15 protein-coding genes, 2 tRNA genes and 1 pseudogene are annotated in these 15,581 nt (G+C 64.7%); 3 read left to right on the top strand and 15 right to left on the bottom strand.

The features are described from left to right. Positions 1-47 precede the first annotated feature (47 nt). Both L0C59_RS10215 and L0C59_RS10220 read left to right on the top strand, forming a co-directional pair. A pseudogene (locus tag L0C59_RS10215) lies at positions 48-266 on the top strand (glycerol acyltransferase); the annotation flags it as partial. Positions 267-308: 42 nt separating this feature from the next. After that, entirely contained in the window at positions 309-674 is a 366-nt protein-coding gene (locus tag L0C59_RS10220; RefSeq protein WP_243091246.1) for a DUF4870 domain-containing protein, read from the top strand. Here L0C59_RS10220 and acpS read toward each other — a convergent pair. Next, on the bottom strand, positions 652-1,029 hold the full coding sequence (acpS, locus tag L0C59_RS10225) for a holo-ACP synthase (protein WP_243091247.1): 378 nt from the start codon (positions 1,027-1,029) through the stop codon (positions 652-654). The genes L0C59_RS10220 and acpS overlap by 23 nt on opposite strands. Next, positions 1,026-1,316, bottom strand: a complete 291-nt coding sequence (locus tag L0C59_RS10230) for a hypothetical protein (RefSeq protein ID WP_243091248.1) — start codon at positions 1,314-1,316, stop codon at positions 1,026-1,028. Before L0C59_RS10230 ends, acpS begins: the two co-directional genes overlap by 4 nt. Before the next feature lie 62 nt (positions 1,317-1,378). Here L0C59_RS10230 and rsmF point away from each other — a divergent pair, with 62 nt between their 5' ends. Beyond that, entirely contained in the window at positions 1,379-2,746 is a 1,368-nt protein-coding gene (rsmF, locus tag L0C59_RS10235) for a 16S rRNA (cytosine(1407)-C(5))-methyltransferase RsmF (RefSeq protein ID WP_243091249.1), read from the top strand. Positions 2,747-2,846: 100 nt separating this feature from the next. Here rsmF and L0C59_RS10240 read toward each other — a convergent pair whose 3' ends face one another. The 13 genes from L0C59_RS10240 to L0C59_RS10300 form a co-directional block, all read right to left on the bottom strand. Further along, positions 2,847-3,902, bottom strand: coding sequence for a 3-dehydroquinate synthase (locus tag L0C59_RS10240; protein ID WP_243091250.1), 1,056 nt, complete (start codon positions 3,900-3,902; stop codon positions 2,847-2,849). Next, complete coding sequence (locus L0C59_RS10245) at positions 3,880-4,434, bottom strand: shikimate kinase (protein ID WP_243091251.1); 555 nt, start codon at positions 4,432-4,434, stop codon at positions 3,880-3,882. The genes L0C59_RS10240 and L0C59_RS10245 overlap by 23 nt, the downstream gene beginning before the upstream one ends. Positions 4,435-4,451: 17 nt before the next feature. Continuing rightward, positions 4,452-5,603, bottom strand: coding sequence for a chorismate synthase (gene aroC / locus L0C59_RS10250; RefSeq protein ID WP_243091252.1), 1,152 nt, complete (start codon positions 5,601-5,603; stop codon positions 4,452-4,454). Positions 5,604-5,778: 175 nt separating this feature from the next. Beyond that, positions 5,779-8,019, bottom strand: coding sequence for a secretin N-terminal domain-containing protein (locus L0C59_RS10255; protein ID WP_279232664.1), 2,241 nt, complete (start codon positions 8,017-8,019; stop codon positions 5,779-5,781). 35 nt (positions 8,020-8,054) lie between these two features. Next, on the bottom strand, positions 8,055-9,029 hold the full coding sequence (locus L0C59_RS10260; RefSeq protein WP_243091254.1) for a competence protein: 975 nt from the start codon (positions 9,027-9,029) through the stop codon (positions 8,055-8,057). Further along, the gene (locus tag L0C59_RS10265; RefSeq protein WP_243091255.1) at positions 9,026-9,649 is read right to left on the bottom strand and encodes a type IV pilus inner membrane component PilO; all 624 of its coding nucleotides are present in this window, start codon (positions 9,647-9,649) and stop codon (positions 9,026-9,028) included. Before L0C59_RS10265 ends, L0C59_RS10260 begins: the two co-directional genes overlap by 4 nt. Then, on the bottom strand, positions 9,639-10,262 hold the full coding sequence (locus tag L0C59_RS10270) for a flagellar protein FliT (RefSeq protein WP_243091256.1): 624 nt from the start codon (positions 10,260-10,262) through the stop codon (positions 9,639-9,641). The genes L0C59_RS10265 and L0C59_RS10270 overlap by 11 nt, the downstream gene beginning before the upstream one ends. Then, positions 10,255-11,388 (bottom strand): type IV pilus assembly protein PilM, encoded by a 1,134-nt coding sequence (pilM, locus tag L0C59_RS10275; protein WP_243091257.1) that lies wholly within the window; start codon positions 11,386-11,388, stop codon positions 10,255-10,257. The genes L0C59_RS10270 and pilM overlap by 8 nt, the downstream gene beginning before the upstream one ends. Positions 11,389-11,579: 191 nt before the next feature. Next, positions 11,580-12,584, bottom strand: coding sequence for a homoisocitrate dehydrogenase (locus L0C59_RS10280; RefSeq protein WP_243091258.1), 1,005 nt, complete (start codon positions 12,582-12,584; stop codon positions 11,580-11,582). 72 nt (positions 12,585-12,656) lie between these two features. Beyond that, positions 12,657-13,166, bottom strand: coding sequence for a DUF5317 domain-containing protein (locus L0C59_RS10285; RefSeq protein ID WP_243091259.1), 510 nt, complete (start codon positions 13,164-13,166; stop codon positions 12,657-12,659). A 35-nt stretch (positions 13,167-13,201) separates the two neighbouring features. After that, positions 13,202-14,617, bottom strand: coding sequence for an HD-GYP domain-containing protein (locus L0C59_RS10290; protein ID WP_243091260.1), 1,416 nt, complete (start codon positions 14,615-14,617; stop codon positions 13,202-13,204). 674 nt (positions 14,618-15,291) lie between these two features. Next, positions 15,292-15,367, bottom strand: a tRNA-Phe gene (locus L0C59_RS10295). 1 nt (position 15,368) lies between these two features. Beyond that, positions 15,369-15,445: transfer RNA gene (locus tag L0C59_RS10300), tRNA-Asp, on the bottom strand. Positions 15,446-15,581 lie beyond the last annotated feature (136 nt).

Consider the following 15,581-nt stretch of genomic DNA (forward strand, 5'->3'; position numbering starts at 1 on the left):
TCAGATGAACTCGGATGGGTGCAGGCATGGGGATATTTTAAGAGGAGGGTACTTACTACATGGCCCTAAAGGCGGGGGTGCCCATTGCCCTGGGCTACGTGGACTTTCGGAAAAAGGAGGTGGGGATTGGGGGTTACCTCTGGCCCACCGGGGACCTTGGGCGCGACTTCGAGGCCATCCGGGCCTTTTACCAGGACAAGGTGGGTCTTAGGCCGGAAAGACAAGGACCCATCCGCATCCGGGATGAGGTGGAGGAGGTGGCCTAGGCAAGGGGGAACCTCGAGGTCCCTTCCGGGTAAACTAACCCCATGGAACAACCCACTCCCCTGACGGATGCGGAGCGCACCTGGGCGGCGGTGGCCCATCTGGCCCCCCTGGTGGGGTATTTCATCCTGATAGGCCAGATCCTCCTGCCCCTGGCCATCCTGCTTTGGGGCCCGAAATGCGCTTTTGTCCAGGCTCACGCCAAGGAGTCCTTAAACGGGCAGATCAGCTACACCCTTTACAGCCTCGGCCTTCTCCTTCTGGCCATCACCGTGGTGGGGCTCGTGGTGGCGGTGCCCTTGGCCTTGGCTCTCCTGGCCCTGATCTTTTGGAACATGGTCCAGGGAGCCCTGGCCGTGGGAAGGGGAGGGATTTACAGCTACGCCCTCATCCTCCGGCTGCTCCCCTAGCCTCCAGCACCACCACCGCCAGGGCGTGGCCCCTCTCGTGGCTTAGGGAGAGGTGGGCGAAAAGGTTTTCCGCCTCGAGGCGGGCCCTTATCCTCGAGGCGAAGCGCAAGACGGGCCTTCTCCCCTCCATCCCCACCCAGACCTCCTTCCAGGAAAGGCCCTCGGGCCAGCATTTCTGGAAGGCCTCCTTGGCGGCGATCCGAGCCGCAAGGCTTGGGGCAGGGTCCTGGTGGCGGAGGGCGTAGCCCAGCTCCTCCTCGGTGAAAAGCCTCTTCAGGGCCTTTTCCCCGTGCCGGCTCAGGAGCCTTCGCACCCGGTCTATGTCCACCAAGTCGGTGCCGATGGCCTGGATCATGGGTGGGTCTCTGGGTACGGGTCTTCTGGGGCTGGGCCGCAGGCCACCATGGGGTCCGGATAGGAGCCGCCCTCGGCCACCTTTAGGCGCACCATTTGGTGCAGAAGGCGGCGTCCCTTGGCCCCGGCTAAGGGGAAAGGGAGAAGGAGGAGACGGTTCAACAGGAGGTGGGGCTCCCGGCTATGCCCCGCCCTGGCCCGGAGCTGGCCCTCCTCGTGCCCCAGGCGCTCCTCTCGCCCGAGGGCCAGAGGGGTCCCTGGGGGAAGCCTTTTTGCCAGAGGGGCCATAAGGCCATTTTAGCCGGGAAGGCTCCTTGAGCCAGGAGCCTTGTCCGTGCTAGGGTACTCGGGTGTTGCCCAAGGCCTTCCTCTCCCGCATGGCAGAGCTTTTAGGGGAGGAGTTTCCCCTTTTCCTCAGGTCCCTAACGGAAGGGGAGAGGGCCTACGGCCTTAGGGTGAACACCCTGAAGATAACCCCGGAGGACTTCAAGAGGATCGCCCCCTGGCCCCTGAGGCCCATCCCTTGGTGCCCGGAAGGGTTCTACTACCCAAAGGATGCCCGGCCTGGGCCCCACCCCTTCTTCTACGCCGGGCTTTACTACATCCAGGAGCCCAGCGCCCAGGCGGTGGGGGTGCTCTTGGACCCTCAACCTGGAGAGCGGGTTTTGGACCTGGCGGCGGCCCCCGGGGGGAAGACCACCCACCTCCTGGCCCGCATGGGGGGAAGGGGGCTTCTTTTGGCCAACGAGGTGGACGGCAGGAGGGTCCGGGGCCTTTTGGAGAACGTGGAGCGCTGGGGGGGGAGGCTTGCCGTGGTACAGGCTTCGCCCCGCTCCCTTGCGGAAGCCTTTGGCCCATACTTCCACCGGGTCCTTCTGGATGCCCCGTGTTCCGGGGAAGGCATGTTCCGTAAGGACCCGGAGGCCATCCGCCACTGGGGTCCTGGGGCCCCCAGGCGGGCTTCCCAAGTGCAAAAGGGGCTTCTCTCCCAGGCGGCAAGGCTTGTGGGGCCAGGGGGGGTTTTGGTTTACTCCACCTGCACCTTTGCCCCCGAGGAAAACGAGGGGGTGGTGGCCCACTTCCTAAGGGAGCATCCGGGGTTCCAGCTGGAGGAGGCCCGCTACCATCCCCTTTTCGCCCCTGGGGTGCCCGAGTGGGGGGATGGCAACCCGGAACTCAGCAAGACCGCCCGCCTCTGGCCTCACCGCCTCGAGGGGGAGGGGCACTTCCTGGCCCGCTTCCGCAAGGAGGGGGGTAGCTGGGGCACGCCGCCTAAGGAACGCATTCCCCCCTTGAGCCAAGAGGCCCGGAAGGCCCTTGCGGCTTTCCTGGAGGAAGCGGGCTTGGATCTGGAAGGCCCCATCTGGGAGCGCTCGGGCCACCTTTACCTGGTGCCGGAGGGGCTTCCGTCCTTGGCCGGCCTCAAGGCCCCGGCCCCCGGGCTTTACCTGGGCCTAGTGCAAAAGGGACGCTTCCGTCCCGCCAAGGCCTTAGCCTTGGCCTTCGGCGCCACCTTGCCTTGGCCCCAGCTTCCCCAAGTGGCCTTGCCCCCGGAAGACCCCCGGGCCTTAGCCCTGGCCACCGGCGAGGGGGTGGCGTGGGAAGGGGAGGACCTCCCGCTTGCCCTCCTGGTCCTGAGGACGGGGGCAGGGGAGTTTCCCTTGGACTTCGGCAAGGCCAAGGCGGGGGTGCTCCGGCCAGTGGGGGTGGGGCTTTAGGCCACTCACCCTACGAGGACAGCACCCAGGCTCGCCAGGGCTTCGTCATGGGATATGCGGACGGAACGGCCTCGCCCCTAGGCTTACGGAGCGGGTTGGGCTAAGGGTTTTGGTCAAAAAGAGCAAACCCCTCGAGGGCCTCCTTCCAAAGGCCGAAGGCCTCCTCCAGGGTGGCTTCCGGAAGGGGCGTTACCCTGAGGTGCCCCAGGCCCAGGGGAACCACCCAGTGGAGGTTTTCGGAAACCTTCTTTTTGTCCCTGAGGAGGTAGGGGAGGAGGTCTTCCCAGGAAACCCGAGGGAGGGGAGGGGGAGAAAGCCACCGCAGGAGGCGGAGGACCAAGGGGGTGAGGTCCTCCCCTCCCAGGAGTTTGCCCAGAAGAGCGGCGTAGAGGAGGCCATAGGCCACCGCTGCCCCGTGGGGCAGGGCGTGGTGGGTGTAGGCCTCCAGGGCGTGGCCCAGGGTGTGGCCCAGGTTTAACAGCCTCCTCTCCCCCTTTTCCGTGGGGTCTTGCTGGGTGATCCTCACCTTCACCCCCACCGCCTGGGCCAAGTAGGCCTCGAGGCAGGGGTTTTCCGGGGTAAGGCCCTCCACCTCTAAAAGCCCTTCCTCTCCGGAGATGATCCCGTGCTTGAAGGCCTCCACCAAACCCTCCTTGAAGGTGAAGGGGGAGAGGGTTTTGAGGGTCCTGAGTTCCGCGTACACCCCCTGGGGAAAGTGGAAGGCCCCCACCAGGTTTTTCCCCTCAGGGAGGTTGATGCCGGTCTTACCCCCCACGCTGGCGTCCACCACGCCCAAGGTGGTGGTGGGGAAGGAGAGGTAGGGGATTCCCCGGAGGTAGGTGGCGGCCACAAACCCCCCCAGGTCGGTGAGGGTTCCTCCCCCCACCACCAGCAAGGTGGTGTTCCGGGGTAGGGCCCTTTGGGCCAGAAAGGAGAGGGCCTGGCCGTAGACGGCCAGGGTTTTTGCCCCCTCTCCTCCCTCCAGTCCCAAGCGGTGCTCCACCCCTAGGCGCTCGGCCACCTTCTGGGCGAAGCCCTCCACCTTGCGGTCGTAGAGGAGGGCCAGGGGGCCTTCCAGGGGGGGTAGCTCCTCCAGAACCCCTTCCCCGATCAGAATGGGATAGGAAACGGGATTATGGACGGTTAGCCTTTGCATAGCTCCAAAGCTTCTCCACGATCTCCTCCACCACCTCCTCCACCTTGCGGTTGTCGGTGGAGACGTGCACGTGGGCTTCCCGGTAGATGGGGGTGCGGGCCTCGAGGAGGGTCCTTATCCTCTCCAGGGGATTTTCCACCTGCAGAAGGGGTCTTCCCCCGGGTTTGCGGGTGGCTCTTTCCAGGATGGTTTCCGGGCTGGCCCAAAGGGCTACCACCGGCCCCCTGGCCAGAAGCCGCCTGCGGTTTTCTGGGTCCACGAAGGTGCCCCCGCCCAGGGAAAGGACCAGGTACTCCTTGCCGAGAAGCTCCCCTACCGCCTCGCGCTCCATCCCCCGGAAGGCTTCCTCCCCCAGGTGGCGGAAGATGTCGGGGATGGAGATCCCCGTGCGCCTTTCTATGTAGCGGTCCAGGTCGATGAAGTGGAGCATGAGGGCGCGGGCCAGCTCCCTGCCGATGCGGCTTTTCCCCACCCCCATGAAGCCGGTGAGGCTGATGAAGGTGGCGGGACGGGGAATCTCCAGGCGGGTCATGGAGCCATCCTACGCCCTCAGTAGGCGAGGACCCGGGCCTTGTAGCGGTCCACTCGTTCCTGTACCTCCTCCAGGGTATCCCCGCCGAACTTCTCCAGGTAAGCCTGGGCCAAGACGATGGCGGAGAGGGCGCAAAGGATCACGCTGGCCGCGGGCACGGCGGTGACGTCAGAGCGCTCCCTGGCGGCGTCCGCGGGCTCGTGGGTTACCACGTCCACGGTGGGGAGAGGTTTCATCAAGGTGGCGATGGGTTTCAGGGCGGCCCTCAGGATGAGTTCCTCCCCGGTGGTCATGCCCCCCTCGAGGCCCCCCGCCCGATTAGTCTTACGGTAAAAGCCCCGATCCGGGCTCCAGTAGATGGGGTCATGGACCTCCGAGCCCCGCTTCATGGCGTTTTGGAAGGCGGGACCGATTTCCATCCCCTTCACCGCGGGAATGGAAAGGGCCATCTGGGCCAGGCGGCCATCCAGCTTGCGGTCCCAGTGCACGTGGCTTCCCAGGCCCGGCACCAGGCCGCGGAAGCGGGCCTCGATCACCCCGCCTAAGGTGTCCCCTTCCGCCTTGGCTTGGTCTATGCGGCGGATCACCTCGGCCTCGGCCTCGGGATCGGTCATGCGCAAGGGGCTTTCCTCTATGCGGGGCACCAGGTCCCAGGAAAAGGGAACCTGGGCCCACACCCCCGCCATACCCGGCACGTACCCTGTCCCCTCAACCCCAAGAAGGCTCAAGAACTTCAGGGCCACCGCTCCCACTGCCACCCGCATGGCGGTCTCCCGGGCGCTGGCCCGTTCCAGCACGTCCCTTAGGTCCTTGTGGCCGTACTTCATTCCCCCGGGGAGGTCGGCGTGGCCGGGGCGGGCGGCGGTGAGGGCCTTTTTGCGGGGTGCGTTCCCTGGGGCAGGGTCCATGATCTCCACCCAGTTGCGGTGGTCGGCGTTCTTGATGGCCAGGGCCACTGGGGCTCCCGTGGTGCGCCCTGCCCGAACGCCAGCCCGGAACTCCACCCGGTCCGTCTCAATGGCCATGCGCCGTCCCCGGCCGTAACCCTTCTGGCGCCTTTCCAGCCAGGGGCGGATGTCCTCCTCGGTGAGGGGGATACCGGCGGGTAGGCCCTCGATGATGGCCAAGAGCTCGGGGCCATGGGACTCGCCTGCGGTGAGAAACCTCATGGGCCTATTTTAGGGGAGCTTTTCCCCGATTAACCCTGGAAGGCGGGGAGAGCAATAGGGTACAGCATCATGCCCCCGGACGATGCCCCTCAGCCTGAGGGGCCTGGGGTTACCCAAGGAAGGCTGAAGCCGGGGATGGTCCTTCCAGGCCCCACCTTCCCCGGCTTCGGGAATGCTAACGGCTTGCGGTTTCCTTCAGGATGTCGGCGGTGATGACCACCAGGAGCTCCCGGTCGGTGGTTTCCTGGGTGCGCTGCTTGAAGAGTTCCCCGATCAGGGGAATGTCCATGAGGAGGGGGACCCCCTGCTGCACCTGGTTGTTTTCCTGGGAGGTGAGACCCCCGAGGACCACGGTCTGCCCGTCCCGCACCCTCAAGGTGGTGGTCACCACCTGCTTGGTGAAGCGGTCCACATCCCCGTCCACAGGGTTGCGCTGGACGTTTCCGGAAACCTCCGCCTTGATGTTGAGGAGGATCTGCCCGTCGGCGGTGATCTGGGGGGTAACTTCCACGATGATCCCGATATCGAAGGGCACCCGCTCCACCCGGTCCCCCACCACCCGGCGGATGAGGAAGGTTTCCCCCGATTGGAGGCGGGCGGTCTGGTTGTTGAGCACGGTCTGGTTAACGTCCCTCAGGGCCCGGGAAAGCCCCTGGCGCTGGAGGGCCTCGAGGGTGGCGATGATGTTCAAGGCCGCCAGACTCCGGGTGCTGTCAAAGATGAGGGAAAGCCCCGTGTCCAGGATGCTGGCCGCCACGTTCCCGCCGGCGATGGTGTTCCACTTGAGGCCCAGGTTGCGGGTGAAGTTGGACTGCACCTCCTGGATGCGCACCCTCAGGTTCACCTGGGGCACCGCCTGGTCCAGCCGGGGGATAAGGCCTTCCACCAGGGCCAGATCCTCCTGGGTACCCGTGACGATCAGGGTGTTGGTGCGCTCGTCCGCCACCACCGTGGCCTGGCGGGCGGGGGCTTGGGGCTGGGCCTGGCCCTGGGGAGCCTGCGCCTGCCGGGCCTGCAAGGCTTCCTGGAGCACCTTGGCCAGCTCCGAGGCCTTGGCGTTGGAAAGCTGGTAGGAGCGCTGGAAGACGGGCGGTCCCTGCTCGGGGGCCCGGTCGATCTGGGCCAGGAGGTTCTCCACCTCGGCAAGCTGTTTCTCCGTGCCCCGCACGGAGAGGACCGGTTGCCCCGGAACCGTCTGCACCACGATCCCCGGCACCTCCCGGGCCAGGAAGGGGGCCACCTTTTCGGCGTCAGCGAAGCGCAAGGGGTAAAGCCTGCGCGCCGTGGCCTCCTGGGTGGGCGGGGCCACCTGGGGAGGCACATCTGCGGCCTTGAGGATCTCGGCGAAGAGGGCCTGGTCTGCCTCGGTGGCTTCCAGGAGGAGGGCCTTGGGATTCCCCGGGACAGCCTCGAGGCGAGCCCCCTTAAGCTCCTTGTCCAGAAGGGGTTTCAGCCTCTCCTGGGCCTCGGGGAAGGTAAGGTTCTGCAAGGAATAGACCCGGCGCACCACGGGGGTGGGTTTGGGCACGTCCGCGGCCTTGAGGAGTTCGCTGAGGCGGGCGTGGTCCTCCTCGGTGGCGGTGATTAGGGCCCGCTTGGGGTCGGTGGGGACCACGGCGATCTGGGCGTTGGGTACCTGGTTTTGCAGGAAGGCGCTGAGCTCGGAAAAGGTGGCGTGGGTGAGGGTGTAGGTGCGCTCCACCCGGGGCTTGGGCAGGGTGAGGGCGGGCAGGGGGCGGAAGTCAATCCCCGCCCTCTGGAGGATGTCCGAGAAGCGGAGGTGCTGCTCGGGGGTGGCGAGGACGGAGAGGAGGGCTTTTAGCTTGCTTCCCTCCTCCACCACGATCCAGTTCACGCTGAGCCCCGCCGCCTCCCGGGAGAGGAAGGGCAGGAGGTCGTTTTGCACCCAGCCCTTGGCCCCCTCTATGTTCACCAGGGTGCGGGCCTGCCCCTGGGCATCGGTTTCCGTGCGCCGGTAGGCGATTTCGGGGATGGCCACCAGGTAGGGCTTGCGCTCCGCTGCCCCAGTGCGGCTTGGAGCGTCCACCAAGGCGGTGATCACCTGGGTGGGGGCCACCACCACCACATCCGGGGGCAGGAAGAGGTAGTCCAGGTTGAACTGGGTGCCGTAGGTGGCAAAGAGGAGGTCCCAGACCTCGCGGAAGGGCTTGCCCTGGAAGTCCAGCTTGATGTTGGGCAAGGGAGGCTGGGCCTTGGCGGGATCACCGGTGAGGTCATAGGCCCGGTAGATGAGGGGCTGCAGGCCCACGCTCCGGGCCAGGGCTTCCAACACCACGTCCAAGGGCAGGGTAAGCCCGGCCCGCACCTGGCTTTCGGAAACCTTCAGATCCACCTTGGCGTCAAAGCGGGGTTCCTGGGGGAGGCTTCCCGCCAGGGCCCCCATGCCCAGGGCCATAAGGCTGGGTATCACAAGTTTTATAAGTGCCTTTCTCACTGACCACCTCCTGCCTGTGTGTTCTCTAAGGCGATCTCCAAGCTTTCGTCCTTTAGCGCCAGCACTACCCGGTCGCTTTCTATACGGCGGAGCACGGCCTCGCTACCCGGAAGGGGGCTACCCGCGGGGAGCACCAGGTATCCTTCCTTGCTTTCCAAAATGGCCACGCTCACTGGGCCTAGAAGCGTGCCTGCCAGCCTGAGGCCCTTTTCCTCCACCAGGGTCTGCAAGGGGGTTTTGGGGGGCGTGGGAGGAGGGGCTGGAGAGGGTGCGGCCTTGGCTTCCTCCTTTGGGGTCTGGGGTGCCCTGGGTAAGGGAGCCTCCACCAGGCCAGCGGGCGGGGTGAGGACGGGTACGGCTTCCACTTGGGCTTTGGGAGCCTCCGCCCGGAGAGCCGGGGCGAGGACCTTGGGAGCGGGCAGGGCCCCTTGGCTTCCCGGAAGAGGACGGGGCTGGCTGGGAACGCTTGGGGTGGGCAGGGGTGTTCCCTGGGTTACCCGGATGGGGGCCCCTGTGGGCACGGGCGCGGGCCTAGGTGCCGGGGCAGGGGAGGGCACGGGGGGAGAGGCTGGGGCCTCCACCACCAGGGGCACAAAGGGGTTTGGAAGCGGGGCTTCTTGCTGGACCTTGGGTACGGGCAAGGGGGGACTCGAGGTGGCCTGGGGGGCCTTAGGGGGCGTCTGGGAGGAAGGGGCTTCGGGGCCGGACTTGGTGGGTTGGCCTTGGGAGGGGGTTTCGGCAAGGGGTGGGATGGGTGGGGCCTCTATGGCCCTGGGGGCTTCCGCACCCGGGCTAGGAGCCGGAGGCTGGCTGGGGGTGGGTTGCCCCTGCAGGGGCACCTGGGCCGGCAGGTAGAAGCCCACGTACCAAAGGGTCACGGCGCCCACCAGGAGTAGGCCCGCCAGGAGGAGCTTGGTGGACTGGGGTAGGTTGCGCCAGGCTTCGGCCAGGCGTGGGAGAAGGGATTTCACCGACCACCTCCTTGCGCCGCTGGCGGCGGGGGAGCCGCTTGCGTCTGGGTAGCGCCTTCAGGCTGGCCGAGATCCTTGGCCAGCATGTAGAGGGTCAGGGTCAGGCTGGTGGAGAGGAGGGGGTTTAGGTCCTGGCCCTGGACGCTGAGGTTGAGCCCGGAGAGGGAGCTGAAACGGGAAAGCCCTTCCAGGCGCCTTAGGTAGGCATAGGTTTCGGGGAAGGGCGCCTCGAGGGAAAGGGCCAGGTTCACCGCCCGCACCTCCGGCACCGGGGCCGAGGTGGGGGAGCGGGTGAAGGAGCGCACCGTGACCCCGCTCCTTATGGCCTCGGTTAGGATCTCGTTCAGGACCTGGGAAAGCCGTTCCTCCTTGGGAAGCGCCCTTAGGAAGGCTTGGCGCTCGGCTTGCAGCTCGGCGATGGCGGCCCGGAGCTCCGGCAGGGCCCGCTGGGCCTGCCTTCCCCTATCCCGCTCGGGGATGAGGGCGTTGATCTCCTGGCGTACGGTTTCCGTTTCCTGGCGCATGGGGGTGATAAGGAGGAAGTACCAAAGGAGGGCCACCACCAGGGTGAGGGCAATGGCGATCAGGGCCCATTCCCGCTGTCCCAGCCTAGCGAGCACTTTCCCCACCTCCCACCAGGCCCACCCGGGCGCTAAAGGTGTAAAGCCCCCGGTTCTGATCCAGGGAGGCCCCTTGGAACTCTATGCCAAAACGGGGTGAGGCCTCAAAGGACCGTACGAAGTTTACCAGGGCGTTTTGGTTCAGGGCTTCCCCCTGGAGGGTGAACTCCACCCGCACCTTCTTGCCGTCATAGGTGCCTGCCTGGGCCATCCGGTTGGCCTCGTCCTCGGGAATGGCCCGGGTACCCACGGAGCGCAGGGCCACGGGAAGCCGGCCCCCTTCCTGCGGAATCTGCCGGATAAAGGCTGCCAGGTACTCAGACCAGGGGACGAAGTTCTTCTTAAGGCTTTCCCGGATGGCGAGGAGGGCCTCGAGGGCCTTCCTCTCCTGCACCAAGCGGTTTTGCTCGGCGATGAAGGGTTTTAGGGCCTCCACCTCTGCCTTCAGGGCATCCCTTTCCTGCTTGGCCAGGGTAAGTTCGGTGTAGGCGGTGTAGTGGAGAAAGCCCAACAGGGATAGCACCAGCAGGGCGAAGGCTCCCGCCGCCAGGCGCCACCAGCCCGGCTCCACGCGGCGGCGCAGGTTCTTCGGGAGAAGGTTAAGCCTAATCAAGGGGCATCACCCCCCGTAAGGCCAGGCCCACGGGCACCAGGAACTCTGGCCCCATCTCCCTTAGCTTTTCCAGGTCAAAGCGTTTGGGGTCCACCTGGATCCCCTGCCAGGGGTCGGGGACGGTGAAGTTGACCCCCAGGGTATCGGTAAGCAGGGTGGACAGGCCCCTAAGCCGGCTTCCCCCGCCATAGAGGTACCCTACCTCCGGCTGCACGTCCCCCAGTTGCACCCGAAAAAACTCCAGGCTCCGGCGGATCTCCTGGGTGAGTTCCACCAGGATGGGCCGGATGGCGTCGTAGATTTTGGCGGGGCTGTACCGCTCCCTCTCGGCGTCGAAATCCAGAAGGAGTTCCTCGTCCTCGGTGGGGATGGTGGCGAGGCCGTAGGTGCGCTTCACCTCCTCGGCGGTGAGGAAGTCCAGGCCGAAGCTTTTCCCAATGGCCTCGGTGAAGTCCTTGCCGGAGAGGGTGAGGATCCGCACCGCCAAGGGGCGGTCTCCCCTGAGGAGGACCAGGCTGGTGCTTTCCGCCCCGATTTCCACGGCCACGGAAACCCCTTCCGGGTCGCTGCTGAGCTGGGCCTCGAGGGGATAAAGCCCGGCAAAGGGTTTCACATCCAAGACGATGGGGGTCAGGCCTGCTCCCCGCAGGGCTTCCAACAAGGAGGCCACCGCCTCCTGCCGGGCCGCCCCCACCATCACCTCCACCTGCTCCCCCTCGGCCACCTCGGCCAGGGGGTCCAGGGGGGCGAAGTCCAGGACCACCTCGTCAATGGGAAAGGGGATGTACCGCTCCGCTTCCCAGCGCACCGCCTCCTCCATCTCCTTTAGGGGCATCTTGGGTACCTGAAGGGTGCGCAGGATCACGCTGGGGTTGGGCACGGCGGTTACCACGTAGCGCTTTTTGGTCCGGGCTTCGGCAAGGAGTTCCTTGAGCTCCTGGGCCAGGGCCTGGGGTTCGGCGATCACCCCCTCCACCAGCGTTCCCGGGGGTGTGGGCCGGGTGGCCAGGGCCCTGAGGGCGGGAGGGTTTCCGGAGAGTTCCACCAGCTTCAGGTGGGCGGCTCCGATCTCCAGGCCCAGCGCCTCCACGCGGGGTTGGAATAGCTTGCTAAAACCCGAAAGCACGTTACCTCCTTAACACCAGGCGGTGCGGCCGCTATAAGCCATAGGCGAACCTGCTTGCAGTATACACGGTCTTACCTGGGATGGGGAAGAGGAGGTCCCTAGCATTCCCTAAGTGATTTTAGCCGTGGGCCCCTTAAGGAAAACCTACACCCCTCGAGGACCTCCCCTCGAGGGGCACCCAGGCGAAAGCCCTAGAGGGCCTTTAGCGTGTCCACCACCGCCTTGGTGAAGGTCTCCGTGGTGGCCGTTCCCCCTAGGTCCGGGGTACGGGGGCCTTTTTCCAGCACCAGGTCCACAGCCCTTTCCACCTTCTTGGCGGCTTCCTTCTCCCCCAGGTACTCCAGCATCATGGCCGCGGAGAGGATGGCCGCGGTGGGGTTGGCGATTCCCTGGCCAGCGATATCGGGGGCGGAGCCGTGCACGGGTTCAAAGACCGCCGTGGTGTCCCCGATGTTGGCGGAAGGCGCAAGCCCCAGCCCTCCCACCAAGCCAGCGGTGAGGTCGGAGAGGATGTCCCCCAGGAGATTGGTGGTGACGATCACGTCAAAGCGTTCGGGGCGCATGACGAGCTGCATGGCACAGTTGTCCACGATGATGTCTTGCACGTTCACCAAGGGGTAGTCCTTGGCTACTTCCCGAACTGTATCCAGGAAAAGCCCCTGGGTTACGGGAAGCACGTTGGCCTTGTGGGCAATGTGCAGGGTTTTGCGGGGGCGGCTTTCCGCAATCTTCAAGGCCACACGGCCGATGCGCTCGCTGGCCTTTTTAGAGATCACCGCATCGGCGATGGCCACGTCCAGGTAGCGCCGTTCCTGCTCCACATAAAGGCCCTCGGTGTTCTCCCGCACGATGACGAGGTCCACCCCGTTTCGGCTTCCCGGGATGGGGCGGCTTTTGGCGGGGCGCACGTTGGCGTAAAGGTCCAGCCGGCGGCGCAGGTAGCGGATGGCCCCGAAAAAACCAGGTACCTTGCGGGTAGGGCTGGTGGCGGCTCCGAAGAGGGTGGCCTGGCAGGAGAGGATTTTCTCCACGGTTTCCTCGGGCACGGAAACCCCTCTTCGCTCAAAGGTTTCCCAGCCCGCTTCGGCCTCCACAAACTCCAGGGGAAGCCCGGTGGCCTCCAGGACCTTCCTGGCGGCGGGTACCACCTCGTGGCCGATGCCGTCTCCCTCAATCAAGCAGATGCGATACGCCATGTTGCCTCCGGACTTAGGGGTAAGCCCCCTCCTTGGGAATATACACTACACCGGGCCAAAGGGGTCCTGGGCTTAGGAGCGTAGGGCAAGGACCAGGAAGACCAACAAGAGGAAGGCCAGCACCCTCAGGGCTGCCTGGCGTGAGGGAAGCCGCCTTCCGCCTGCCCTTAGGGTCCCTTCCACCACCACCCCGGCGATCCCCGCCAGGATGAAGAGGTCCCCGGGGCTTACCGCCTTGCGCAAGGGAGGTAGGGCGATGACATCCCCCAGGAAGGGGAGGCGGGTGGACTCGTCCAGGAGGGTGTGGACCGCGTCGGCCCTGGTTCTTAAGAGCTCCTCCCACCCCTCTATCCCGGCCTTCTTAAGGGTTTCCAGGCTCACCGGCATATGGCCGCCGTTGGCGAAGATGACCAGGGTGTTGAGGAAAAGGCCGAAGAGCACCAGGTAGAGGCTTTTCAGGTGCCGGTTCTGGTAGAGCCCATACCCCACCAGGAGAAGGACCAGAGCTTTGGCTAAGGGCCCAGCCCATTCCGGCTGGAAGAGGCCCCGGTAGCTGCCGTAGGCCAGGCCTCCTTCCGCCAAGGCGGCCAGGAGGAAGGCCCAGGGCGCCCTTAGCTCTATTCCCCCGAGGTCCTTGGGTCTGGCTCCGAGGGCGAGGGCGAGGCCGATTCCGAATAGAGCTGCGGCAAGGTAGAGCGTGATACCGATCCCCCCTTTGCTTCCAGGTAGGCCTTGCGGTCGCGCCACAAGGGATTTTCGTGCCAGAGCTGGGTGAAGACCTTAACCAGCCTGGGGTCAAACTGGATGCCGGAAAGGTCCTGGATTTCCTTTAGGGCCTCCTCCGGAGTTTTTGCAGGACGATAGGGGCGGCCTGCGGTCATGGCCTCGTAGGCATCGGCCAGGCCCACGATGCGGGCCTCCTCGGGGGTTTCCTGACCGGCAAGCCCCTTGGGGTAGCCGCGCCCGTCCCAGCGCTCGTGGTGGTGCAGGATGACGTTGTAGATCACGGGGCCGAAGGCTACCTTTTCGGCAGGCTTCAGGAGTTTGACTCCTTCGGTGGTGTGGCTTTGCACAACCTGGTACTCCTCCGGCGTCAGCTTGCCCGGCTTGAGGAGAAGGGCTTCGGGGATGCCGATCTTGCCGATGTCGTGAAGCCGGGCGGCCCGGTAGATCTCCTGGGCCTTGGCCTCGTCCTGGTACACCCGTAGGGCCAGGTCCCGGGAGATGTCGGCCACCCGCTCGGAGTGCATGCGGGTTTGCGGCTCCTTGGCCTCCAGGGCGTGCATCAGGACTTCCAAGGTGGTGTCAAACGCCTGCTCCAGCCTTACCTTCTCATCCCAGTAGAAGCGGCTGTAGTAGAGGGGGATGAGGAAAAAGAGAATCGTCCATCCTCCCCAGTTGCCGATGATGGGCGTTTCGTAGGCCCGGGCTAGGAAGAGGGCCAGAGGGGAGAGAAGGAAGTAGCTAGAGTTAAACCACCCATAGTTTTTCCGCCAGACTTCCCGCAAGGGGGTACCGTTATTCAGATGGATAATCAGGGTAACCAGACCCGTGTTTACCAGAAAAAAGGTGATAGAAGCCAAGACTATACCCGCGCCAGGGCTCAGATCGAGGGTTCCCAGGCGAAGGGGGTTTGCTTGGAAGAAGCCCCAGGCCAAGGCGGCGGCCAGGGTGGCCAGGGCATCCTGGGAACGGTTGAAAAGCTGCTTGTACCACACATTGTCGCTTGGCTGGAAAAGGAAGACCCATAAGGGAGCAAGCCAGGGAGGAGCCAGGACCACCAGGGCCAAGGCGAAGAGGAAGAGGTGGCTCATGCTGGCGCTTAGGGGAAGGCGTATTTCCACCCGCACGCTCCAAAAGACGAGCACCGCCCAGAAGAGGAGGTCAAACCAGGAGAACCCTGGTGGGGGAAGGCTGAACCCGTAGCGCAGGATGAGGTAGCCTTCCAGCAACAGGAAGCTTACAAAGACAGCTAAGATTAGGGCCAACACCCGAGGTGGGGGCAGTTCCAGGCGGCGTAGCTTTTGGAGCATACTGGCCTAAGCATAGCACAATGGCCCCGCCTTCGGGGCCCAAAAGAAAAAACGGCCAGCTTGTGGCCGTTTTTACTTCCAGTGCGCAGAAGCCCCAGCCGCCAGTCCCAAAGCCACCAGAGAGCCGAGAAGCGCCAGAACCTTAGCGATCAGCTTCTTCATCTTCATCCCTCCTTTTCCTAAAGCCTCCGGGGGGTTGGCCCCGTTTGCTTGTGTTTCACTTTAGGGGGATCTGTCAATGCTGTCAAGAGGTAAAGAATAAGTATCACAACGGTGAAAAACGCCAACACCCTAACAATTTTTGGGATTGAGTCAGATTTATACTACCCAGCTTAGCACATCCCTGGCCAGCTGGGTAGTACCCTGGGGAGCAAGGGGGGAACCTTCCGGGTTTGGGGGAATGGCCCTCAAAAAATGAAGGGAGCCGCGGGGCAGGGGTGCCCGGCGCGGCCAGCCCAATACAGCTTGTTTAATTTACCCCGCGAATTCACCGGCAATACCTGAAATAAATGCTTAGGGTGCCGAAAATTCTCCGTCTTGAATACCCACCCGGAATCCAAAAGGGTTTACCTGCAGGTTCCCACCCCCTTCAGGGGTAGTGTAGCAAAAGATGGGAATCCGGGGTGGGAGTAAAGGCCAAGCCGTCCCCCAGGCGAGGACGGCTTGGCTTCCCCTGGTGCCGAGGGGCGGAATCGAACCGCCGACACTGCGATTTTCAGTCGCATGCTCTACCAACTGAGCTACCTCGGCCTGGCGGCCCCGACGGGACTCGAACCCGCGATCTCCCACGTGACAGGCGGGTGTGTTAACCAACTACACCACGGGGCCTTAGGTTGTTGCCGGGTCGGGGGCGTCCGACCGGGCACTTAGGATGATAGCCGGGGGAAAGGGCGGTGTCAAGCTTATGTAATCGGTCAATACATCTGAGACTGGGGGACCGACTCCGCTTGCATTTTAGCCAAGA

The organism is Thermus neutrinimicus (assembly GCF_022760955.1).
GTDB lineage: Bacteria > Deinococcota > Deinococci > Deinococcales > Thermaceae > Thermus > Thermus neutrinimicus.